This is a genomic window from Dickeya fangzhongdai (assembly GCF_002812485.1).
Classification (GTDB): Bacteria; Pseudomonadota; Gammaproteobacteria; order Enterobacterales; family Enterobacteriaceae; genus Dickeya; species Dickeya fangzhongdai.
Genome location: NZ_CP025003.1, coordinates 4104997 through 4127768 on the forward strand (window position 1 = coordinate 4104997; position 22772 = coordinate 4127768).

The 22772-nt window shown below is 55.4% G+C and carries 20 protein-coding genes and 1 pseudogene; 14 read left to right on the forward strand and 7 right to left on the reverse strand.

Annotation, left to right across the window (positions count from 1 at the left end; all coding sequences use genetic code 11):
• Window positions 1-13 precede the first annotated feature (13 nt).
• From CVE23_RS18395 to CVE23_RS18415, 4 genes and pseudogenes are all read right to left on the reverse strand, one after another.
• Complete coding sequence (locus tag CVE23_RS18395; protein WP_100850107.1) at window positions 14-856, reverse strand: phosphoadenosine phosphosulfate reductase family protein; 843 nt, start codon at window positions 854-856, stop codon at window positions 14-16.
• The gene (locus CVE23_RS18400) at window positions 849-4202 is read right to left on the reverse strand and encodes an ATP-binding protein (RefSeq protein ID WP_225622608.1); all 3354 of its coding nucleotides are present in this window, start codon (window positions 4200-4202) and stop codon (window positions 849-851) included. The genes CVE23_RS18395 and CVE23_RS18400 overlap by 8 nt, the downstream gene beginning before the upstream one ends.
• Window positions 4165-5091, reverse strand: a complete 927-nt coding sequence (locus CVE23_RS18405; protein ID WP_100850109.1) for a DUF4007 family protein — start codon at window positions 5089-5091, stop codon at window positions 4165-4167. Before CVE23_RS18405 ends, CVE23_RS18400 begins: the two co-directional genes overlap by 38 nt.
• 540 nt (window positions 5092-5631) lie before the next feature.
• Window positions 5632-6114: pseudogene (locus tag CVE23_RS18415) on the reverse strand (IS630 family transposase); the annotation flags it as partial.
• A gap of 108 nt (window positions 6115-6222) precedes the next feature.
• Between CVE23_RS18415 and CVE23_RS18420 the strand changes: the two are divergent.
• Both CVE23_RS18420 and CVE23_RS18425 read left to right on the forward strand, forming a co-directional pair.
• Window positions 6223-6420: a hypothetical protein gene (locus tag CVE23_RS18420; protein WP_225622609.1), complete on the forward strand. Its 198-nt coding sequence runs from the start codon at window positions 6223-6225 to the stop codon at window positions 6418-6420.
• Between the two features lie 56 nt (window positions 6421-6476).
• The gene (locus CVE23_RS18425) at window positions 6477-6869 is read left to right on the forward strand and encodes a hypothetical protein (RefSeq protein WP_100850111.1); all 393 of its coding nucleotides are present in this window, start codon (window positions 6477-6479) and stop codon (window positions 6867-6869) included.
• A gap of 367 nt (window positions 6870-7236) precedes the next feature.
• Here CVE23_RS18425 and CVE23_RS18430 read toward each other — a convergent pair whose 3' ends face one another.
• The 3 genes from CVE23_RS18430 to CVE23_RS18440 all read right to left on the reverse strand — a co-directional run bounded on the left by CVE23_RS18430 (window position 7237) and on the right by CVE23_RS18440 (window position 9391).
• Window positions 7237-7815: a flavin reductase family protein gene (locus tag CVE23_RS18430; RefSeq protein ID WP_100850112.1), complete on the reverse strand. Its 579-nt coding sequence runs from the start codon at window positions 7813-7815 to the stop codon at window positions 7237-7239.
• 34 nt (window positions 7816-7849) lie between these two features.
• Window positions 7850-8479, reverse strand: a complete 630-nt coding sequence (locus CVE23_RS18435) for a Rossmann-fold NAD(P)-binding domain-containing protein (protein ID WP_100850113.1) — start codon at window positions 8477-8479, stop codon at window positions 7850-7852.
• 402 nt (window positions 8480-8881) lie between these two features.
• Window positions 8882-9391, reverse strand: a complete 510-nt coding sequence (locus tag CVE23_RS18440; RefSeq protein WP_049855536.1) for a hypothetical protein — start codon at window positions 9389-9391, stop codon at window positions 8882-8884.
• Window positions 9392-9775: 384 nt separating this feature from the next.
• On the opposite strand from CVE23_RS18440, the gene CVE23_RS18445 reads away from it, so the two are divergent.
• The 12 genes from CVE23_RS18445 (at window position 9776) to CVE23_RS18505 (ending at window position 22772) form a co-directional block, all read left to right on the forward strand.
• Window positions 9776-10363, forward strand: coding sequence for a Pvc16 family protein (locus CVE23_RS18445; protein ID WP_100850114.1), 588 nt, complete (start codon window positions 9776-9778; stop codon window positions 10361-10363).
• A 5-nt stretch (window positions 10364-10368) separates the two neighbouring features.
• A complete protein-coding gene (locus CVE23_RS18450; protein WP_100850115.1) occupies window positions 10369-11166 on the forward strand; it encodes a hypothetical protein in 798 nt (265 codons plus the stop codon).
• A 146-nt stretch (window positions 11167-11312) separates the two neighbouring features.
• The gene (locus tag CVE23_RS18455; RefSeq protein WP_049855533.1) at window positions 11313-12866 is read left to right on the forward strand and encodes a phage tail sheath family protein; all 1554 of its coding nucleotides are present in this window, start codon (window positions 11313-11315) and stop codon (window positions 12864-12866) included.
• A gap of 51 nt (window positions 12867-12917) precedes the next feature.
• On the forward strand, window positions 12918-13388 hold the full coding sequence (locus tag CVE23_RS18460) for a phage tail protein (RefSeq protein WP_038920166.1): 471 nt from the start codon (window positions 12918-12920) through the stop codon (window positions 13386-13388).
• Between the two features lie 67 nt (window positions 13389-13455).
• Complete coding sequence (locus CVE23_RS18465; protein WP_225622610.1) at window positions 13456-13914, forward strand: phage tail protein; 459 nt, start codon at window positions 13456-13458, stop codon at window positions 13912-13914.
• Between the two features lie 19 nt (window positions 13915-13933).
• Window positions 13934-14116 (forward strand): hypothetical protein, encoded by a 183-nt coding sequence (locus CVE23_RS18470; RefSeq protein WP_038669297.1) that lies wholly within the window; start codon window positions 13934-13936, stop codon window positions 14114-14116.
• A gap of 15 nt (window positions 14117-14131) precedes the next feature.
• A complete protein-coding gene (locus CVE23_RS18475; protein WP_100850117.1) occupies window positions 14132-14779 on the forward strand; it encodes a CIS tube protein in 648 nt (215 codons plus the stop codon).
• Window positions 14780-14791: 12 nt separating this feature from the next.
• On the forward strand, window positions 14792-16582 hold the full coding sequence (vgrG, locus tag CVE23_RS18480; protein ID WP_100850118.1) for a type VI secretion system tip protein VgrG: 1791 nt from the start codon (window positions 14792-14794) through the stop codon (window positions 16580-16582).
• A 388-nt stretch (window positions 16583-16970) separates the two neighbouring features.
• On the forward strand, window positions 16971-17270 hold the full coding sequence (locus tag CVE23_RS18490) for a PAAR domain-containing protein (protein ID WP_038665902.1): 300 nt from the start codon (window positions 16971-16973) through the stop codon (window positions 17268-17270).
• 1 nt (window position 17271) lies between these two features.
• Window positions 17272-17691, forward strand: a complete 420-nt coding sequence (locus tag CVE23_RS18495) for a GPW/gp25 family protein (RefSeq protein WP_049855528.1) — start codon at window positions 17272-17274, stop codon at window positions 17689-17691.
• 70 nt (window positions 17692-17761) lie between these two features.
• Window positions 17762-21847 (forward strand): baseplate J/gp47 family protein, encoded by a 4086-nt coding sequence (locus tag CVE23_RS18500; protein WP_100850119.1) that lies wholly within the window; start codon window positions 17762-17764, stop codon window positions 21845-21847.
• Window positions 21848-21944: 97 nt separating this feature from the next.
• On the forward strand, window positions 21945-22772 hold the full coding sequence (locus CVE23_RS18505) for a hypothetical protein (RefSeq protein WP_049855526.1): 828 nt from the start codon (window positions 21945-21947) through the stop codon (window positions 22770-22772).

Consider the following 22772-nt stretch of genomic DNA (forward strand, 5'->3'; position numbering starts at 1 on the left):
AAAAATAGATTGTTTATTTGTGGCAAATAAGACACGAACCACCACCTTCATCTTCCCCGTAGACATCATCGATGTCTACGGGACCGTCTTTCACCGGCCGTAGAGGATTAACGGGGATTCTTAGGCGAATACGTGCTCGTCGGGCCTCGTATTCCGCTTTGATCTCTGCGATGCGTTCAGGCTTCTCTAACTCCCAGAGTGATTCGCCTTTTGACCAAGTGAAAGGTGACCCATGCTCCAACGCATCTTTCTCGAGCTCTTTGGCCTTTTCAAAATCCTCGGGATGCTGTTCTTTTAGGCGCACCCATTCGATTTTTTGCTGGAAGAAGCAAAAAGTGCAGCCACTGCGCGAGCGCCACTCGTAATATTTGGGATAGCCAACACCGGAAGACTCCAGGATGTCCACCACACCAGCTTTGTCGATGCCAGCTTCGCGAAACGGGAATTTCACTATCAAATTTTGAGCTTTCGCAGAATATCCTTCGCGATACTCCTCATCCGCGCGAATAGCCACGTAGGAAAAGACGGTATCACCGGCAGCCAGCCATGGTTTGACCCATTGTTCGAATGGTGCCAACTTAAGTTGGCGAGTGCACCAGCGCGTCTGTGGGCTAGGTAGAAAGTGATTATATTCCCGAAGCCAAAAGCGGAAATCTCGACGAGGATTAAGCCTCTCAATGGGCTTACCCAAATAACCTTCAAGTATTCCCAAGAACTCATATACCTCTGGAAGCTCTTCACCCGTATCTGTAAAGAAGTAGTCGATATCTAGCTCTGGATGATGATCCCGCATCCACACGGCAAGGGCGGCGCTGTCTTTTCCTCCAGAGAGGCCCAATACATGTCTCTCAGCCATCCACGTGCTCCTTTTCCTTTACCAGCTGCACACTGATTTTGGCAAGAATTGCTAGCGATACATCAGTATCAAATCCTTGCTCTTGGAACATTTTAGCTAACTCCATGGCCTTACTATCAACTGTCTGGCGATGACGATCCGAAATCGCGAATGATCGAGAAATCGTTGTAGTATTCGCACCGGTGCCAATAACTAAAGCCATGGCTTCGCTGCGAGCTTCGCGTCCTTTGACTGCGACGAAAGCCTCTGCTTCGCGGAATCGGCGAGCAAACTGGACAAGCTCGAGCACGGCCGTATCAATGTGACGATCAACCCAATCGCGTGGCGGCTTTTCTGCCGCCAGACTCAAAATCCCTTCTAGAGACTGACGACTACCATCGTATGAGGCTAGTCGTGTAGAGAATGCATCGAGCCGGAAATGACCAGAGATACCTGCCACCAATTTTGCTCTTTCACGCAGAGAAGCTAAGTCGTCAGAAGTCGCATCGAGAGCTTCGAGCATTTTGCTTTCAACATCGGAGAGCATCTTTGGATAGGCAGTCGCGATTTCTTGTAGTGGATTACGCAAAGCAGCCAAATAGGTTGTCGCGTCGGTTGCGTCCAGTAGTGAAGGCAGATCGACAAACAGGACTTTGTGCGGATCGTTGGCCTTTAACAACATATCCCGAATTGCTTTAGCCGTCTCACCTAAGTGTTGAGTTCGACGAGCCCATTCGGGCATGTTGAACATCATGGCGACGAGACCACGTGCTGCCTCTAAAGGATCTGCCACGCCGCCCTTTTCACCGATCTCTTCAAGTAGACTTGCGATTCCTTCGAGAATCTGGCTCTTATCCTTATCAATTGCGATCCAGCGGAGCGTAAAGCGGGTCGGGTCTTGCAAACACTCATCTATGTCGGCATCGCTGAGTTTGGGAATGAACATTCCCTCTTTGTATACAGCGATATTAGCTTTGCGTGCCAATAGGAACACTGTGAGGTAGACAGGGAGGATGCCCTGCTTCATCCCCATCGCACTCCAACAGTCGTAGACCCTTTTCACACCAACGCAGATATTGGCATCAGAAAAAAGCTGTCGGGTAATTGCCCACAACTTGCTGAAGCCGTTAGGGGAGGTAGCGGATGGCTCACAGAAACGCCAAGTCCCCCCTTCTTTTCTATAAAGATTAGGAGCGACAAGCAGCGTTTCAAAAAGGCCTCTCTCGGCCGGAAACCCTTCGATACCCAACTGCTCTTGGCCTTCAGCGTTGAGCATTGCATGTAGTAAATCACGCCGAGCTTTGACGCTGTTACTTGAAATGTTGTCGCGGTTGACTAGCTCGCTCCACACCCGAGGACAATGCTGGTAGCGATTGTCCGCGAGATTTGAGGCTATAGGCGACAGCTTAGCTCCAGGTTCGATAACTTTGTCACTGCCATCGTACCACCTACACAATGAAACAGCGGCTTGTAAATGATTTTCGAGCATGGAGCGCGTAGCGGTTAAGCGAGCAAAAACCTCTCGACGGGCAACCGGGTCCCCCTCAAGTTCATGGCGTTTTCTTACCTGTTCCAGAGCAATTAATTCAGCCGAAAGTTCAGCTATGCGAGAATGGTTGTCTGGGATGCCGACCAACACAGGCCAAGGTTGTTCATAAGAACAGGCTTGAGCTCGCTCTCGAGCCTCGCTAATAGTCATATCGCGATCAGGAAGAGCAAGGATAAACTGGCCGAATTCTCCCCGTTGGGGAGAATAGTTTTTAGCGATTTTCTCCGCTCGCTCAATGCTACATAAAGAGAGTTCCATCCAGCGCATAGAACCCGTTTCATGGTAATGCCGCTTAGCCACTACTGGATGTAAGCTCATGAGCTCGGATAACTTTGCGTAGTCAATTCCTGGAGATGCCGCCAGTGTTTTGGTAATAGCGGCATCGATGTCGAAATCACTTCCCTCAAAGACAGACCAGGCACCTGTGTAGCTCTTATATAACACAACTTTTAGTGATGAGAGCTTATTAAGAGCCACCTCGATCTGCTCCTGTGGCACATCGTGGAATAGACTCAATACCACTCGCAGGTCTGCGGACAACCCAGAACCATTACGAAACAGATCGATGATGGCTATGTTTTTGATGATTGCAACAAGCAGAGGATCACCAGACTTGGCCTCGGCGCGCTCTACAGCCTCGACAGCCTGGGACCAGCGATGTCCATCGGAAGAGGCTAATATGGCTGGTTCTAGATTCGCGCGTAGATAGTCCCAATAATCGCTAGGTCGATAGCAAGTCGATTGGCATACGGATGTGGATTGTAGGTAGGCACGGAATCCATAAGGCTCTACCGAGGAGAGAAAACCGAAGGTGCTACGCTCATTTTGGCCAAATTGCCGCTTCGATATTGGGCCTAACAACGCAGCCATGGTGGGATGGAGCGGCCAGCAACGCTCCAGGGCTGCGGCAAAATTACTGCCGACTGTGGGGCGCAAAGCTCTGATTGCCTCAGCAACCTTTTTTGACGCATCCCGCATCCATTCCGGACTCTGTTTGGTTTCAATGGCATTGCCAATGAGCTCAACAACCTCATCGCTTCCAGCGACGAAGGGAAGATCCAAGTAACGACCTTGGACCTTAGTCCAGTCATCACGAGTGTCTATTCCGAGGCGGTTAGCATACTGTGCGAATGATTGATGTAGCACTCCAATCACAACCAGGCGGCCTTCGGAACGTGCAGATGCCTCAGCTAGCTCTTGAAAGAAATAGACATCATCGCCTGTATCCAAGGCTGATGCCTCAAGGAATTTGCCCATTTCATCGATAAAAACCAGTACACCATCATTCGGGCGGGCTTTGGCTTCAGCAAGAAGATCGTTAATGATGCGCTGCGCATTCGGCTTGTTTCGACCATCAAAACTCTTGCCTTGAGCTGTACGAATAGAATGATCCAGCTCTTTGATGATGCTACCCCGGCGACCTACCACAGGAATAACAAGCCAGCCGTTTTGAACAGGAAAAGCTTTGTCGAAATCAGGCTTCGAGTTTAGGTTGAGGACTGCTCGAGCTTTATTTCGAAGATCATTTTTAGGGTGTAGGGCGCTCGCTAAGGCCACAGCCAAGGATGACTTACCCCCACCAAATGGTCCGGTCCAAGTGAAACTGCGTTGGTTGGTTGACGCAAGCTGTTTACACATACCATCTATCACTGATGATGCAGTGGCGTGAAAGATGTAGCCGTCAAGTGAATCAGCACGACCAATGTCCGCATCAATTCGGATGGATCGTTGGTATTGGTGTGAGATTTGGACAATATCCGAGAGCATCTGCTCTTTTGTCTCAGTCATAAGCTCGTCTGACCATTTCATTTCGATCATTATCGGTGAGTTCTTTTTTGTGTACTTGACGAAGGCCAGCTGAGTCCGACCAGGCGAGTTTGCCCCCTGTAAAGTCGTCCAAAGAAATCAGTCGTTGAGCGATCGACTCCTCGTCGAGCTTGAATACTCGGCCGGGGGAGCCTTCGGCATAGGCGATAGTTTCGAAAGCTAGCGTGCTCTGCTTGGGTGCGGTTTTATCCCAAAAATCAATAAGGGCATAGGTAAAAATGCCGTCATGAAGCGCAGCTTTAGGGCCTCGGCGGAATGCGTATTCGCCCTTGTGAACCTCTTGGATTAACCCTAATTCGCCCAATAGAGGCTCAGCAAAATCTTCTGGAGAACCATTTGCTGTACGTGGAGCATAACTACGTATGCATGTTTCCAAATCACGCGAAATGGTGGTAGTTGACAGTCGATGCTTAGGGTCAAGAGTGCGTGCATAGTCAGCCAAAGACCCTTCGAGATCTATTCGTCTAAACGTAGGTGCGGTCACATGATTAAACAACCAATACCACGTTGTAGATCGATTACCTTTCCCTGCTAGCTGCCAATGAACAAACCACGCGGTAGAAGGGTTTTCCGCGTAGGGATCAAGCCCTTCTTTTGATGACAGCGTGTCCATAGCGAAGTCTGTTACGCGGTAAGCATCTCCTTCATCAATCATGACGCCACAGGCCAAGGCCCAATGTCGAATCGATGCAACCATATTCTTACCAACACCGAAAACAGCGATAGCGGAATCATCGGTAAAGATAGTTTTGGGGATCAGCCCATCAACGGTCGCTTGGTCAATAGCTTTTTTGAGCCACATTTGACGCAGAGGGAACGTTTCGTGTCCTGAGAAGTACACTAGCTTCTCACGGTTGAGTTTTGAGATTGTGCTTTTCATGTTGGACAGCTTACACCTAACTGGTGACATCCTCCAGTCCGATTAAGACATCCATTTTACTGTATGAATATACATTTACATTGCGCTAATTAGCAAATATTGCAGCGAGAAAACCAGCAATTGGGGTTGGGATGTAGCCAAAGAAGGTATCGGGGGGATAACTGTGTGCAGTAACCCATATCCAATGTTGCACTATGAGTTAGATTTTGGTTTTTCCGCCATGGATTTTGTCAATACGAGCTCTATCGCTTTAAATCGCCCTTGGAATTTTGCTCTCTCCGCCCGACTCACTGCGAACTCATATGAAAATAGGTGTTTTAGCTCAGGGTGTTCTCTTTCTATCCGAGCATATTCATCACATTCACCCATGTGATTGAATGCAATGCAAAAATACTCTAAGGCTTTCTTGTACATCGTTTCATTCAACTGATTGATTTTATTATTCTTTTATGAGTGACTGGCTAATGGCCTGACTCGAAGGGGGAAGCTGCTCTCTATGTACTCGAACGAATAAAACCGATTGCTAAATAGCTTCTCATATTACCGCTCCACTTTAGCCAGGCCAGGTTGGTTGCCGGGAAACGGTGAAGCTGCATTCATAAACTGCGTTACCTGTTTCAGTAACTGCCACATGTACCGGCACTGATGGTTTCGCGTTATTGTTTCGTGTAACGATAGCCACAATCGCTCTATCGGATTCAGCCACGGCGAATAGGTCGGCAGAAACAGCAGCCGGAACTTCCTGTTCTCCCCCAGCCAGCGCTCCACTTTGCGGCTTTTATGGATGATGTAGTTATCAACCACCAACGTAATGGTTTTGGCTCGCCGGTATATGCGTCGTAATGCTTCTAACAGATTGATAAATAAATCAGAACTCTTGCTGTTGCCGCTGACGTAAGAGACTCGCCCCGTACCCGAATGCAGTGCGCCGGCCAGATAATGCTTCTGGTTCTGTCCCGGCGTGGCGATACGCTTCTGATGCCCTTTGGGCATCCAGTCCGCGCCGATTTTCGGGTTCAGGTCAAAGCGTCATCAGTGCCGGGGCCAACACTGGCTTCGGCATTATGTACAGGTTCAAGGATGAACCCGGTTACCACAATAAATTCAGAAAAAAGGACGAGGATATTGCCTATGTCACGTTCATTTGAATTGCAGAGAATTTCCGAAGCACACCGCCAGGCTATGTTGCAATCCGTCGAACAGGCATCAAACCGCGCCAGCGCAGCAGGTGTGGCGGCAACAGTCAGAACACTTTCTCAGTCGGACCTGAACGAGCTGATTCATCAGGCTATGAGTCAGGTATTACGTTCCAGTGACGAACAAGGGTAAAATTAACTGCTGCTTGAAAAACCTTTTATGTTAATAAAGGACGTTATTTTAGGGCGATGGAAAGCGATAATTCTTTGGTGATAGCTAATGAAAAATCATGGGTTTTTCAGTTACTGGTAAAAAGTCCAGAAGACAGTATTGGTTTGATAGCCTACTCGTTCTATAAACTTGAAAAAAACCAATACGCTGAAAAACTGCGCGCTAATGGTCAATCCGATCAGGAAATTGATCTTGCCGTAAAGCAATTTCATGAGCAGGTTGTACATACTCAACGACGTTTAGATGCTTACCGTGATAATGCCAGAACAATGTTTTCTCGCCTGTTGGAAGACTGGGAAGAGGAAATCAGGAAGGATTATCAGCAGCAACTCGATATTATTGATAAGAAAAACTCAGAAATAGAAAATTTTAAAATAGAAATAGATAAAAAAAAATCAAACAATAGCTGAGAGCGACATAATAAAAAGTCGGGCCATTGAGAATGCCAAAGAAGAGGCCATTAAAGAATTTTTTCGAGCCGCATCAAGAAAAGAAAAACAAAAAACACCAATTGCATTACGTGTATTATCCTGGATATGGAGTGGTTTTTCGGGAATTATCGCCAGCATTATTTTATTTATCTTCCTCTATGGCATGGTGGGATTATTAACTACACCAGAAAGAAAATCACAAATCTGGCAATGGGGAATAGAATCATTTAAATCCTCATCCCCTTTACCGCCAATAGAAAACAGTAAACCACAATAAATACGATCAGCTGTATTATGGCGCTTATTTCCCCTCAACGCCCTGCTCTTGCAGGGCGTTAGTTTATGGTCACGACTCTTTCGCATCCAGCGCATCGCCGATGGCGTAGTAGTGCCCGCCCGCCACATGATGCAGGCTGCGCCATTTCGGGTCGGCGGCTTCAAAATGCCAGTGACCGTGGCTGAATACACGCGAATCAGCCCAGGCGCCGATGACCTCGCCGATAAACAGGTCGTAGGTTTGCTGGTTGTGGGGTTCAGGAATCAGTTTGCACAGTAACCAGGCGGCGCAACCGGCAACCAGCGGAACATCCGATTCGTCGGAGCGAAACAGTTCCACCTGGCAGCGCGCCAGCTTATCCGGGTTATCCCGCAGGCTGATGCTGCCGACCTGATTGGTCAGTTCCAGCTGTGCCGCCGTCGGCACCTGAATGGCGAAATAACCGCTGTTTTCCAGCAGCTCGCGTGTTTTTGTCGCCTTATCCAGCACCACGGTCAGCTTGGGCGGTGCGAAATCCAGCGCACAACACCAGGCCGCCGCCATCACATCGTCCACACCGTTATGACAAGCCGATACCAGCACCGTCGGCCCGTGGTTAACCAGCCGATAGGCTTTTGCCAGTTCAACCGGTGAAATCGCGCTATTCATATTGACTCCTGCGTTATGCACTTTGCCCTTCACTTTACACCAGATGTTCAGAGGTAATCGCCCGTACACCAGCGGCAGGATTCAGCGCCGCCGCCAGCAACGCGTCCGCAATCCGTTCGGCCGGATTAATACGCCAGCTTAACGGCAGCAACGGATGTAGTACGCGCAGCGCCTGCTGCGCCACCCATTCGCCGGGCCGGCGCTCGTCACGCTCGCCGCCTATCAGACCGGGACGCACCAGCGTCAGCGAGGAAAACCCCACCCCGGCCAGATCCCGCTCCAGCTCGCCTTTCACCCGGTTATAGAAAAAACGTGATGATACATTGGCGCCCGACGCCGAATTCAGCACGTAGGCCGGCGTGCCATGCGCGTGAGCCAGCCGCGCGGCTGTCAGCGGATAGTCGTGGTCAACCCGATAGAACGCCGCCTGACTGCCCGCCGCCTTGATGGTGGTACCCAGCGTGCAAATTACCGCATCCGCCTGCCACCAGTCGGCGTCTTCCGGCAATTGATCAAAATTCACCGGCGACGCGATCAGTTTGTCATGAGCCGGTAATGCACGACGCACCGGCGCCACCAGCTGTGTAATACGCGTATCGGCCAGCGCTTTTAATAACACCTGATGACCGACCAGCCCGGTTGCTCCGATCAGTAATAATCTCATGTTTATTTCTCTGTATTGGGTAATGACGCGAAACAGCTTCGAAAAATAGTAGATCACGCTAAGGATACGCAGTCCGAATAGTGCGATCGCATTAATCGCCAGATATCACAAATCACCAATCGGGCTGAGTCATGTCCGACATAGCATTTAAGCATAATTGCAATCAATGGGCGGTGATGTTGCGGAAATAGAAACGAATGCCCCGTCGGTTGTTTGTGTTTCTAAAACAGATGAAATTCAAAGAACCGTACAATAACAATAGTTTTTCATTATTTCCCAAGCTGTAACAACGCACCGAAATGAATGAAGTCTAATTATAGAAATGAGCGGACCGCGCAACTTTTTGCGCAAGTCCGTTCAACCGGCAGATCCGTTCAACTCAAAGGTTGAGCTGCCTCACCATTATGGGTTGCAAACAATTTCCTTGCCTTCAACCTTCGAAAATTTGACCGTCTTGTCATTGATGCGCCAGGCGTGTTCAACCGTCCTTGGCCATGGTTTTTCCTCCGATGGGATAAACGTAACAAACGTATCGAAGGAATTCGAACCATCAACTACACACGAAACGATTTGTGCTTTCGGGTTTTCTTTCGGTGAAGGTGACGATAGGACGTCTTTGACGATTTCGCGACGCTCGAGTAAGAAATACTCCCGACCGCATATTTGCCATGACATAAGCGACCATGGATCACCATCACTTTCCATGCCGTAAGTCCCCAGATCTTTTAGATCAATACTCTTGTAACGCTCTTCAATGGCAACAACACGCTCATTTGGCATATGACGCCCGATTAATGCCGAGGGAATATCACTCTTACAGGTTATACCATCGAATGACTTCGCCGCTCCAATAGCGTGGGAAGAGAGTAAAATAAGGGGTAAAAGTAGACTGACAGAACGCCCCAAGGTCATGTATAGCCTCCGAATAGCTAATATAGAGATAATAAAATCATCAAGAAAAAAGATAAGAAAAACCTCAAATACGGGTTTAAAATCCTGACAATCGGCAGGGTCAAACCCAATAATTGCGTAACAATACCATAAGAATCAAGCACAAAAAAGCGCCAAATAGATTTAACAAAAGCAGGTAAAAAACATCACATCAAAAACAGAAGCAATAAAAAAGACAATAGAAATGAATAAATCATTTCAAACACCAGTAAAAATCATGATTAATTCAGTCAGAAATCCGAATGCTCTTTTCAGCATGAATGTCATCAGCAATACTTGCTGTACGACTTACAGCCACCTCATTTATAGCGAGTTCTAAAGAGGATAATTAATAAAGGAAAACCCATGATTCACGCCTCTCTCAATTATCTCGCAAGACAACTGAATCAATACCTGAAAAACATCCTGAATCGGCATGACGATGTCGTAGTGATAGCTAACCCGGCCGATGACGATGGCAAGATGTTTCCGCTGGCGAAAAATAAGCTGGTGGTATTTCTGTCGAATATTGAAAGGGAAACGCTGACGCACCGGGGCAATGCCGCCAATCCCGGTAACCGCTTCGCAGTCGCCACGCCGCCGTTATACGTTCGGGTTTCCATGGTGGTGGCGGCGAATTTTACCGGCGCGCAATACGCGGAGGGATTACAGGTAATTGCGCATGCGATGGCGTTCCTTCATAAGAACGCCCAGCTTAACCGTTATAACGCCCCAGATATGGACGAGGCAATTGAGCAAATATTATTGGAAATGGACAGCCTGCCGCGCCATGAGCTTGGAAATATGTGGAACATGCTGGGAATCCGCTATTTGCCGTCCGCCGTGTATCGCCTGCGGGTGAGAATCGCCGACAGTCAGGCGATTCAGTCTCAGTCGGAAGGCGTCGGGCAGTTGCATACTGTCGTGACAAAGGATTACGTGACAAAGGATTAATCACCATGAGCGATTACGGCCTGCTGTTTCAGCTGCGTATTGAGCACGAATTCTTTGCCGGCTGCGCCAGCCTGCCGTTTTATGGCGAACTGGCGCCGTCCAGCCAGCACGCCGCGAAACAAGCTGGACTGTTGTTTAAACCATTGGCCGACGGGCTGATGGTGCTGGCGGATCGGGCGCAGAACGCCCTGCTCATAACGGAAGCGTTATCGCTGCAGTGGTGGTTTTGCAGTCGGGACGCCGGGTTTTTCAGCTATACCGCGATACCTGGGCTGGCGGAGCGGGATACGCCGCACTTTCGCTACACGCTTGGCGAGTCGGAACCCGGCGAGGTGCGTTTGCAGGCGGCCAACGACACGGCACCGGCGGGAACAGCCAGTCTGCGCGCCCGGCCGGCGAGCCTGGCCTGGCTGGTTGATATTGAGATAAGCGCCGCCGCTATCGCTGCCTTTATCGATCATCAGGCGGCGCCATTATTGATTGTGCCGTTTCTCAGCCAACGGCGGCGCTGGAAATATCTGTTCACCGCGCCGTATGTGAATGCGCAATCGCGTATTCAGGATAGCCGTCAGGACAATCAGTTTGATTATCTGGGAACGGAAACCCTGGCTAATGGAAAAAGTGCGCAGGCGTTTATTTCCCGGGAGCCGTTAAAAATGCAGCAAAGGTCCGATTACCATTTTCAGCTTTATCAGGAAAACAAATTATTAATTGACCCATTACCCGTGGCGACACCGCTTAGTCAATGTCGATTAAAAATTGAAAAGACATCAGAAGTCGTTTCGGAAATCATTGTTAACTGACATACCGATTAAAAAGGGCAATAAAAAACAAAAAATAAAATATCAGCAATCAGCACATTACTCACTGGAGCAGGCACCATCCTTTATTATACGCGCCGTAATGCGGGGGGTGGATATATATACCTCAAATCAGAAGGAATCAAATTATGGGTGTAATGAAAACCCCAGGCGTTTATATTGTTGAGAAAAATGCCTTCCCCAATTCAGTGGTGGAAGTCGCCACTGCGGTGCCGGCATTTATCGGTTATACCGAAAAAGCGGAAAATGGCGGCGTATCGCTACGCAATAAAGCATGGCGTATTACTTCCATGTCGGATTTTCGCCATTATTTCGGCGGCGCGCCGCTGCATAAATTCGATATCGTCGAAAAAACCGACACGGTATTAGGCGACGCCGCGTTCAGTCAGGCCGGCAAAACCTATGCCCTCACCCAGGCCAATACCCGCTACCTGCTGTATTACAGCATGCTGTTCTTTTTCCAGAACGGCGGCGGCCCCTGCCACATCGTTTCGGTGGGCGGCTATCAGGACGCAATCGACGCCGATACTCTGAAAAACGGCATCACGCCGCTGCTCAAGGAGCCGGAACCGACGATGGTGCTGACGCCTGAAGCGGTATGCCTGAAGGAAGACGACTGCATCAATGTGCAGCAGGCGGTGCTGGCTCACTGCGGCGGCACAATGAAAAACCGCGTCGCCATTCTCGACGTCTGGGAAGGCTATAAAGACAGGCAGGACCCCAGCGGCGATTGCATCGCTACCTTTCGTTCCAAGCTGGGCATCAACTACCTGGACTACGCCACCGCGTACTACCCGTGGCTGAACACCTCGATCATTCAGGACAGCGACATCAGCTTCGCCAATATCAATAACCCGGACATCCTGACCACGGTGCTGAACGCCGAGATCGCCGGGGCGTTCAAAGATCTGGACGGGCTGAGCGCCGAGCAGTTGAACAGCGGCGGCAACAAGCTGAAGGCGGCCAAAAAGCAGCAGATGCTGGACGAAGTCGCCAAACTGACGGTAGATCAGAGCGAAGCGGAAAAAACGCTGCTGCACAAGATCCTGTTCTCCATCAGCCCCATCTACAAAAGCGTGCTGGAAAACATCCGGCGCCAGCAGAACCTGCTGCCGCCCGCCGCGTCGATGGCGGGCATCTACACCATGGTCGATAACGCCCGCGGCGTGTGGAAAGCCCCGGCCAACGTCAGCCTGAACGCGGTAGTTTCCCCCAGCGTCAACATCAGCGCCGACGAGCAGGAAGACCTGAACGTCACCACCCAGGGCAAATCCATCAACGCGCTGCGCACCTTCACCGGCGAAGGCACGCTGGTGTGGGGCGCCCGCACGCTGGACGGCAACAGCCTCGACTGGCGCTACGTCAACGTGCGCCGGACCATGATCATGCTGGAAGAATCCATCAAACAGGCCGCCAAAGCCTACGTGTTCGAACCCAACACCGCCAATACCTGGGTATCGATGGAAAGCATGATCGAAAACTTTCTGTTCGGGATCTGGAAACGCGGCGGGCTGGCGGGCGCGTCGCCGGAAGACGCCTACAGCGTGGACGTCGGGCTCGGCAAGACCATGACGCCACAGGACATTCTGGAAGGGATCCTGCGCATTACGGTGCTGGTGGCGATCAGCCGCCCGGCCGAATTTATCGAAATTACCTTCCAGCAGCAGATGCAGAAATCCTGATTCTGACCGCTGACGATCTGATGTTTTATCACCTCTTCAAGGAGAACACCCATGGCAGATGACGGTTCCGCTCAGTCAAGCACCGTATGGCCGATGCCCAAATTTCACTTTGAAGTGAAATGGGACGGCGGCGCGGGCGCCAGCATGGTGGCGTCGTTTCAGGAAATTACCGGCCTGGATATCGAAGCCCAGATTATTGAATACCGCGCCGGCAACAGCCCGGTATTTTCCACCATCAAGATGCCCGGCATTATCAAATCCGGCAACGTGACCCTGAAAAAAGGCATTTTCGTCAAAGACAATAACTTCTACGACTGGTTCTCGAAAATAAAGATGAACACCATCGCCCGCACCGCCGTCACCATCAATTTGCTGGATGAAAGCGGCAGCCCGGCTATGACGTGGAAGCTGAAAAATGCCTGGCCGACCAAAGTCAGCGGCACGGATTTGAAATCAGACGGCAATGAAGTGGCGATTGAAACCATCGAGCTGGCGCACGAAGGGCTGGAAGTCGCGGTATAACCGCACCCGGTTAACGCGGCGGGCAGCCGCGTTAACCACACGAAAATGACACGACCCGGTAATGCCGATGCAAAAAAAATCGCCCGGCGGCGAATGGCCGCTACCCGCGTTTTATTTCAGCGTGAATATCGACAACAGCGGCGACGACCAGGCTTTTCAGGAAGTGTCCGGCATCGAATCGCGCATTGAAACCGAACCGTTCACCGAAGGCGGCAATAACAGCGTTTATTATCTGCCGACCGCGGTGAAACAGGGGCCGTTGACGCTGCGCCGCGGCCTCAGCCCTGCCGACTCGCCGCTGGTGCGCTGGTGCAAAAGCTGTTTCGAAGGACAGCTTAACCGCCCGATCGTCACCAAAGAGGTGAGCGTCAGTTTGCTGGATGAACAGGGCGACCCCTTGCGGATCTGGCTGTTTTATAACGCCTATCCGATCAGTTGGAGAATCGATCGCTTCCACGCCGCCCGTAATGACGTGGCGATTGAAGAGATCGTCCTGTGTTTCAGTCGTTCCAAACGCAAACAGTGACCCAGAAGGAAACATGATCATGGCGATAGAAGTGCGACAACTGACGATTTATTCCCGGGTCATCCAGCCGAATGAGCCGGACTCGCCCCATCAGGCGGAAAGCGACGCGGAAAACCGCGACGCCGGGCCGTCGGCCAACCCGCCCGCCACGCCGGGAGCGATCTCATTTCATCACCTGCAAACCGAGCCGCGGGAACGTTAACCGGAGCCGTTCATCATGCAGAAGCTGACTATCCGCACCCTCGACAAAAAACAGCAATTTGACGTGATGCTCAACCCCGCCGGCATCCGCCATGAACACGGCATCAATTACACCAACCGGTCAGCCGCGGGCAATCGCGCGCTCGGCAGCCTGGCGCCGCGGCTCGGTTTCGCCAGCTATCAGAGCGAAACGCTCAGCTTCGAAATGATGATTGACGGCACCGGGGTGGTGGAGCAGCCGCAAAAAGCGGACGTCGCCGGTCAAATCACCCAGCTTAAAAACGTGGTGTACCGCTATGTCGGCGACAAGCACGAACCCAGCGTGGTGGTGCTGACCTGGGGCACGCTGTCGTTCAAAGGGCGGCTGACCCGCCTCGCCATCCGCTATTCGCTGTTCGACGCCGCCGGCGCGCCGCTGCGCGCCACCGTCGAGCTGCGTTTTGACAACTATCTGGACAGCAACGAGCAGGCGTTGCGCGCCAACCGCTCTTCGCCCGACCTCACCCACAGCGTGGTGGTGAAACAGGGCGATACCCTGCCGCAGCTGTGCCAGGCGATCTATCAGGACAGCGCCTATTACGTGGCGGTGGCCCGTTACAACAATCTGACCAGCGTGCGTCACATTGTGCCGGGCACTCGCCTCTACTTTCCCCCACTGGCCTAACGGAAGGACGATATGGCGGACTCCCCGGCAACACACAGTGACGGCGTGGTGACCTGCACCATCAAGAGCAACGGCGCCGAAATCGGCAACGATATCCAGCTGTTATCCATTCACGTCTGTAAACGGGTGAACCATATCGCCCGCGCGGAGCTGGTGATTCAGGACGGCGACATGCCGCAAAACCGCTTTCCGCTCAGCAGCGGCGACCTGTTCAAGCCGGGCAACAGCCTGACCATCGCGGCCGGCTACGCCAGTCAGGAACAGCTGCTGTTCGACGGGATCATCATTCGCCACGGCATCAGCATCAGCGGCGCCGGTCATTCACGGCTGGTGATCGAATGCCGGGACAAGGCGATCGCCATGACGGTAGCCCGCCGCAACGACAACTATCTCAAGCAGAAAGACAGCGACATTTTAAGCCGCCTGATTAACCGCTGCGCCGGACTCAGCGCGCGCGTCGACACCACCCATACCCAGCACGACGAACTGGTGCAGTTCAACTGCAGCGACTGGGATTTTCTGCTCACCCGGGCGGAAGCCAACGGGCTGGTGGTGTGCAACGACGACGGCGCCGTCGCTGTCGCCGCCCCTTGTCTGAGCGCCTCGCCGGTGCTGACCGTCACCTACGGCGACGACCTGATTTCACTCACCGCCGACATTGACGCCCGCCACCAATTTACCTCGGTGACCGGCGTTGGCTGGGATATCAAAAACCAGCAGCCGCTACAGGAAAAGGCCGCCGCCCAGTCCGTCAGCCGGCAGGGCAACCTGAGCGCCGACGAGCTGGCCCGCGTGCTGGGACTGACGGAATACCGGCTGCAAAGCGCCACGCCGCTGGCTAACAGCGCGCTGCGGGACTGGGCCCGCGGCCAGCAGGTCAAATCCGCCCTTTCTCGCCTGCGCGGCACCCTGACCTGCCAGGGCTGCGCTCGCGCGCGCATCAACACGCTGATCGAACTGGCCGGGGTCGGCGCGCGCTTTAACGGTCACCTCTACGTCAGCGGCGTCCGCCATCACATTCAGGACGGCCAGTGGCTGACCCACATCGACTTCGGCATGCCGCCGGCGTGGTCGGCCGAACACCGCGATCTGACGCCGCCGCCCGCCGCCGGTCTGCTGCCCGGCGTGGACGGATTACAGATAGGCATCGTCAAAAAACTGGATGGCGACCCGGAACAGCAGCATCGCATTCAGGTATCGGTGCCGGTGATGCAGGCGGAAAACGACGGTATCTGGGCGCGGCTGGCCAGTTACTACGCCTCAACCGGCATCGGGGCGCAATTCATGCCGGAGGTGGGTGACGAGGTGGTGTTGGGCTACTTCAACAATAACCCGTCGGACCCGGTGATCCTCGGCAGTCTGTACAGCAGCAAAAACCCGCCGCCGATCACGCCGGACGCCAAAAACACCATCAAAACGCTGGTGACCCGCAGCCAGTTAACGCTGCAGTTCAACGAAGAGGACAAGGTGATCACCATTACCACCCCCGGCGGTAATCAGGCGGTGCTGAGCGACAAGGACAAAACGGTGACGCTGCTGGACCAGAACGGCAACAGCGTAACGCTGGATTCCTCCGGCATCACGCTGGACAGCCCGAAGAACATCACCCTCAACGCCAAAGGAAAAATCGAACTGACCGCCGCCAGCGCCATCAATATCAGCGCCAAAGCCAACGTCACCGCCGAAGGAATGAACGTCAGTCTGTCAGCCAAAACCGGCCTGACCGCCAAAGGCAACGCCACCGCCGAACTGTCGGCCTCCGGCCAGACGGTGGTGAAGGGCGGCATCGTGATGATCAACTAATACTGATTTAGGTTTGAACATGATAAGCAACACAGATGCAGAAATAGCATGGTCTTTCTGGCGTCAAAACTGTGCTGAGGCGGGCGACTTCGCCGGGTGAGCCGCATGGACGCGGCGAAAGCCCGTGCCGCGTCTGGAACGCGTCACGGGCGGCCCGAACAGCGAAGGCGAACGCCGAAGGGACCGCGGTAGCGGCACAGTTTAGCCTCCCAGCCAGTGGTCAAGGAGAGGCGGCGTTTGAGCCTCTCCTTGTCGTGCGTGCGACAACGTTGCAAGGAAAAACAGTGCTTATCCGGCACGAAACTGCACCAGGCTCTGCCATAAACCAATGAATTATCAATGCAATCCGGCTGCTTGCCGCAGCCTTAAAAAATGAAGGGAAATATTGATGCCGCCAGCTGCCCGCCTGACCGATTTACACGCCTGCCCGATGGTGACGCCGGGGCTGCCGCCGATCCCCCATGTCGGCGGTCCGGTCATCGGTCCCGGCGTGCCGACCGTATTGATCGGCAAACTGCCGGCGGCGGTGATGGGCGACAACTGTATGTGCGTCGGGCCGCCGGACGTCATCGTTAAAGGCTCCGCCACCGTGCTGATCGGCGGTAAACCGGCCGCCCGTATCGGCGATACCACCGCTCACGGCGGCAACATCGCGCTCGGCGAATTCACCGTATTGATAGGAGGATAACGTGGATAACGATAATGCGTTTCTCGGCACCGGCTGGGGGTTCCCGCCGCAGTTTGACGCCACCGCGCAAAGCATCGGCATGGTAAGCGGCGACGAAGACGTCCGACAAAGTCTGGCGCTGCTGCTCTCCACCCGCCCCGGCGAGCGCATCATGGCGCCGGAGTACGGTTGCGATATTCAGGGCATGGTGTTTGAAGACCTCACCCTCTCCACCCTCACCGACATGAAAGCCCGCATCGAACAAGCCATCCTGTTCTTCGAGCCGCGCATCCGGCTACAGGCGATCGTCATCGACAACCAGCAGGCCATCGACGGCAAACTGTTGATTCATCTCGACTATACCCTGATCGCCACCAATACCCGCAGCAACATGGTGTACCCGTTCTATCTGCGCGAAGGCACGCTGGTGACGACGCCGTGACGCGCGCCGCCACGCCAAACCACCGGTTTTCATCCATCACTGACAACCATTAACCGAGGCCTGCCGCCCCATGACCATAACCTGGAATCCCCCGCTGCCGCCGCCGGCCACTTCGCAGCAACAGCGCCTGCCGCCGGCACTGGAAGACGGCGCGTTCCTGACGGATGAGATGTCGTTTGAAACGCTGCTGGTGCTGGCCAGCGACATCGCCGCGCAGTTGTCATTTGACCGCGGCGACACCACACAGCCGGGCAACTGGCAGGCGCTGTTCGCCAAAAGCGAAGTCACCGGTATGGCGATCATCCTGTCGTTCGACGCCGCGCTGGAACAAAACCGTTTTCGGCAGGCGCAGTCGCGCGGCATGGATCAGACGCTGACGTACCTGATCGCCCTCTACGCGAATCTGGATCGGTGGTACCGCGCCTTTATTCCCGTCCAGACCACCAGTGCCGACCACATCAAACTGACCATCCAGACGGTACTGAAAGCGCAGTTGGTGCGGCCGTTCCAGTACGTGGTGATTCTGGCGCAGGCGCTGGACGGCTACCGCCCGTCGCTGCTGGCGGACCCAGCGTTGAAAACCCTCGATCCGCTATGGGGAATTCGCTACGACAACGGCCGATTTATCGCCAGCGAACAGCAACAGCTGCTGCAACAGCAGTTGCCGGGCATTCAGGTGCTGGAAGAGCAGTTACAGCTCTGTTTTTCCGCCGCCGTCAACGCCGTCAGCCAGCTACAGACCGACGGCCGTCGCCGGATGCAACAGGCGCTGTCCCACGCCGATCACGCGCCGGAAGTCGCGCTGTACCTGACCTTCCTGCAGTTATTCGCCCGAGCGCAGGCCCGACTTAACCGTTTTACCGAACGACACCTCGACTTTTACTACCGCCAGGTACTCCGGCAGCAACCGCAGCCGCTCACGGCTGATGCCGTCTTCCTGAAACTGACGCCGGACAACGGGCTGACCACGCCGCTGTCGCTTGAGCGCGGCGTAGTCTTCAGCGCCGGGCAAGACGCCCGCTTGCGTGACATCCTCTATCGCAGCGAACAACCGCTACAGGTTAGCGACGCCGAGGTCAAACAGGTGCATTCGCTGCTGCTCAAGCGCGACCCGTTGATGTCGCCGGAACGGGAGCTGGATTTCGTCACCGCCATTCATAGCGACAGCCTGTGGCCGTGGCGCAGCGACCAGCCCCGCTCCCGCACGCTGCTGACGCTGTTTGGCGAAACCCCGGCCTTGCAGCGCCATCCTTCGCCGTCGGCGCCGGGTATCGCTATTATCGACCCGGTGCTCTACCTGCCGGAAGGGCGGCGGCGGGTCAGCCTGACCGTCAATCTGCACGAGGCGGAGCGGCCGCATCTGGCGCAGCAACTGTACCTGCTCAGGGATGCCCCTTACCCGGCGGTATTGCGCAACCGGCTGACCACCCTGCTGCTGACGCTGGCGAAGACGCTGACGCCGCTGCTGCCCGACGACGACGCCCCCGCCGTCATCGGCGCGCTGGTCGACGCGCTGACGCCCCGCCAGCTACAGGCGTTGCAGCGCAGCCGTGACGATGAGGCTATCGGCCTGCTGTACAAGTATTTCCTGCTTGGCGTACTGCGTCAGACCCGCGATCCGGCGTGCGCTTGTCGTGTGCTGGGGCACCTGTTCAGCCGCCAGACCCTGAGCCGCGCCGACTGGCTGAATGACGATGAACAACGGTTGGTGCTGGAAAAAAGCCGCCAGTTGCTGCCCGACGACAGCCAGCCGCCGCTGGCGGAACTGCTGAACGGCAATCGGCAGGTTAATTTTTACCGCCTCTACAGCGAGCTGTTTACGCTGCGTCTCAGCACCGAAAGCGGCTGGCAAACCATCGCCTCTTACCGTATCCACCCGTTGAGCGCGGACGACGACGGCCCGTACGGCTTCCGGCTCACCTTTACCCTGTCGCCCGGCTTCGGGGCGGTAATTCCCTGCGATCCGGCCATTCATGGCGACCTCTGGCATTACCGCGCGCCGGCGCTGCAACTGGAAATGAAGCCGGAAACGCCGTTTTTTCCCTACTCGGTGTTCCGCGATTTCGTGCTTGGCCCGTTGCTCCTCGCCACGCGGGTATCCGGCGTGCAGACGTTACAGATAGACACCTGCGACGGGCAGGTCGACATCGGCAAAACCTTTTATCCGTTCGGTGCGCAGCCAACCGGGCAGCCAGCGCTGACCCTCGCCAGTTACGAACTGGCCCAAAAGTCGGTGCAGGACATTACGCTGACGATCGACTGGGCGAACCTACCGGGCGGCAGCGACGGTTTTCGCCAGCATTATCAGGGTTACCCCGGCGACTACGCTAACCGCCGTTTTCAGGCGCAGTTGGCCGTGTTGCGCGAAGGCGAGTGGAAGGCGGTCGGCGGCCCGCTTGCGCTGTTCGCCAGCGAACCGGGCAGCGATCGGCTGCGCTCCGACATACAGATTCAGGGCGATCTGAAGCAGGATTTTCAGCCCGTCCGCCCCGCGGCCGACGCTGACGCGTTCCGCGTCGATCACGCCAGCCGCAACGGGTTGATCCGCCTGTCGCTGTGCGAGCCGGAACAGGGCTTCGGCCATCATCAGTACGGCACGCTGCTCAGTCAGACGCTGATGCACAACGCCCGACGCCGAAAACCGCTGCCGCTGCCCAATCCGCCCTATACCCCGGCGATCAACCGGCTGACGCTCAGCTATCGGGCCTGCGCCCGAATTCATCCGGGCCACTCCGGCCACGAACCGGCGCCGGACAGCCACCTCCTGCATCTGCACCCGTTCGGTCATGAAATGCTGTACCCGGCGGCCGAAAGCGGCGGAGATACCCGTCCCGTCGCCTTTTTCCCGCGCTATGACGACGACGGCAACCTGTTCATCGGGTTACAGGCGTCGTCGCTCGGCGGCGCGCTGAACCTGTTTTTCCAGCTCGACGATCGGGCCGCCCCCACGGCCATCCGCCACCGGCAAGCATTCCAGTGGCGTTATCTGGTCGACAACGACTGGCGCGTGCTGCCGCCGCATCAGGTGATCGCCGACACCACCCACGGCTTTATCACCTCCGGCATCGTCACGCTGGATATCCCGCCGGCGATCAACGACCGGCACACCGTGATGCCGGACCGGCTCTACTGGCTGCGGGTCAGCACCCGGCAGGGCATCGGCGAGTACGCCAGTTGCCTGCACGTCGCCGCCCACGTGGTGCGGGCCGTGCGCCAGTGGCCCGACGGGCAGGAACCGGACGACGAGCCGACGCCGCCTGCCGCGGCGTCAGGCTGGCGAGCGCTCAACCCGCCGGCCGGGCTGGGCGCCATCAGCCTGATGATGCCGTCGACCGGCGGCGCGCCGCGGGAATCCCCGCGACAATTCCGGCAACGGTTAAGCGAACAACTGCGCCACAAAGGGCGAGCGTTAACCGGCTGGGACTACGAGCGGCTGGTGTTGCAACACTTTCCCGAGATCGAACAGGCACGCTGTTTTCCGCATACCCGTTTCGGCGTGCCGGGCCGCCATCCGGGACAGGTACTGCTGCTGGTGCGCCAGCGCCACCCCGCCTGCCGGCACCAGCCGTGCGAACCTTTGCACGCCAGCGCCGCGCTGCTGCACCGGATACAAACCTGGCTGCAGACGATCGCGCCGCCGGGCGCCGTCGTTACGGTTCGCTCGCCGGTGTACGAAAGGGTTCAGGTGCGCTGTAGCGTCGCCTTTCAGCCGGGGCATCACCCGGGGCAGGCGCTGCGCCGGTTGAACCGGGATATCTCCGCCTACCTCTGTCCGTGGCGTGAAGAAAGCCCCAATCAGGGGTTTGGCGCCGGAATGGCGCTGCGGCAAATCGAAGCCTTTATCGCGCATCTGGATTATGTGCGTTTTGTGACCGGCTTTTCGCTGATCACCCTCCGTCAGGCCGGCCTCGGCCAGAGCGACGGGCAAACACAGCGCTGGCGACTGACCGACAGCGCCGCGCCGCACGACCAAACCGGCGATCCCGCCGGAAACAACCCGAGTCTGACCGGGCTAACTCCACGCTATCCCTGGAATATTATCCTGCCGGTTGAGCAGCATGACCTGCGGCTCAGTCCGGACCTCAGGCTGCGAGCGCCGGAAAAAATCGGTATCGGCGACCTGATTATCGGCGACAGCTTCATCACCGTCCGTTAGCCCATCGCGGAAACACGCCGGCTCGGCGACATGGGCATAACGGCGAGATGAGAATGACGGTGAGATGGAGAATAACGGCGACATGGGGAGTATGTGAGTGGCAAAACGAAATCGCGGCACCTTGAAAAACTATTTTCGTCAGGGCGCCATGCCGTCCGCCGAACATTTTTCCGACCTGATCGATTCGTCAGTCAACAAAATCGAGGAAGGGTTCGATAAAACGCCGGAACAGGGGTTGAAGATCGCCGCACTCGATACCCACGCCAGACTGATGACGTTTTACCGCGACAGCGACCCCACCCGGGCGTTGTGGTCGGTCAGCCTGCAACCGGACAGCGACCTGCTGCGGGTCAACCGCCACGCCGGCGACGGGCAGGACGCCATCGCCGACGCCGACCCCTTGCTGACGTTCACCCCCGACGGTCGGGCCGGCATCAACACCACCACGCCGCGCCACGCGCTGGATGTCAACGGGGTGATCGGCGCACAAGGGCGCGCCGGCGCGCAATGGGCGGACCGCCTGCCCGCCGACGGCGAATGGCACGACCTCACGCCGAAACTGGAAGGGTGCCAGGCCTTCGAGGTGGTGGCGGGTGTCGGTATCCGTCACTCCGGGCGCTACGCGCTGATCCACGCCATCGCGCTGAACACCTGCGCGCCGAGCGGTTTTTTCTTCAATTTTTTCAACCGCAAAAACCGCATCAGCGCCCGCCACGCCTATTACCATTCGCGCGCCGACAAGCTGACGCTGCGCTGGTTGCGCGACGACACGCCCGCCGGCGGCCACGACGGCATCCGCCCCTACCGGTTGCAGATCCGCACCCACACCAGCTATGGCGACGGCATCGTTATTCGTTACCACCTCACCCGGCTGTGGCATGACGCCTACATGCACAACAGCCTGCTGCCGGCGGACGAGGAGTAA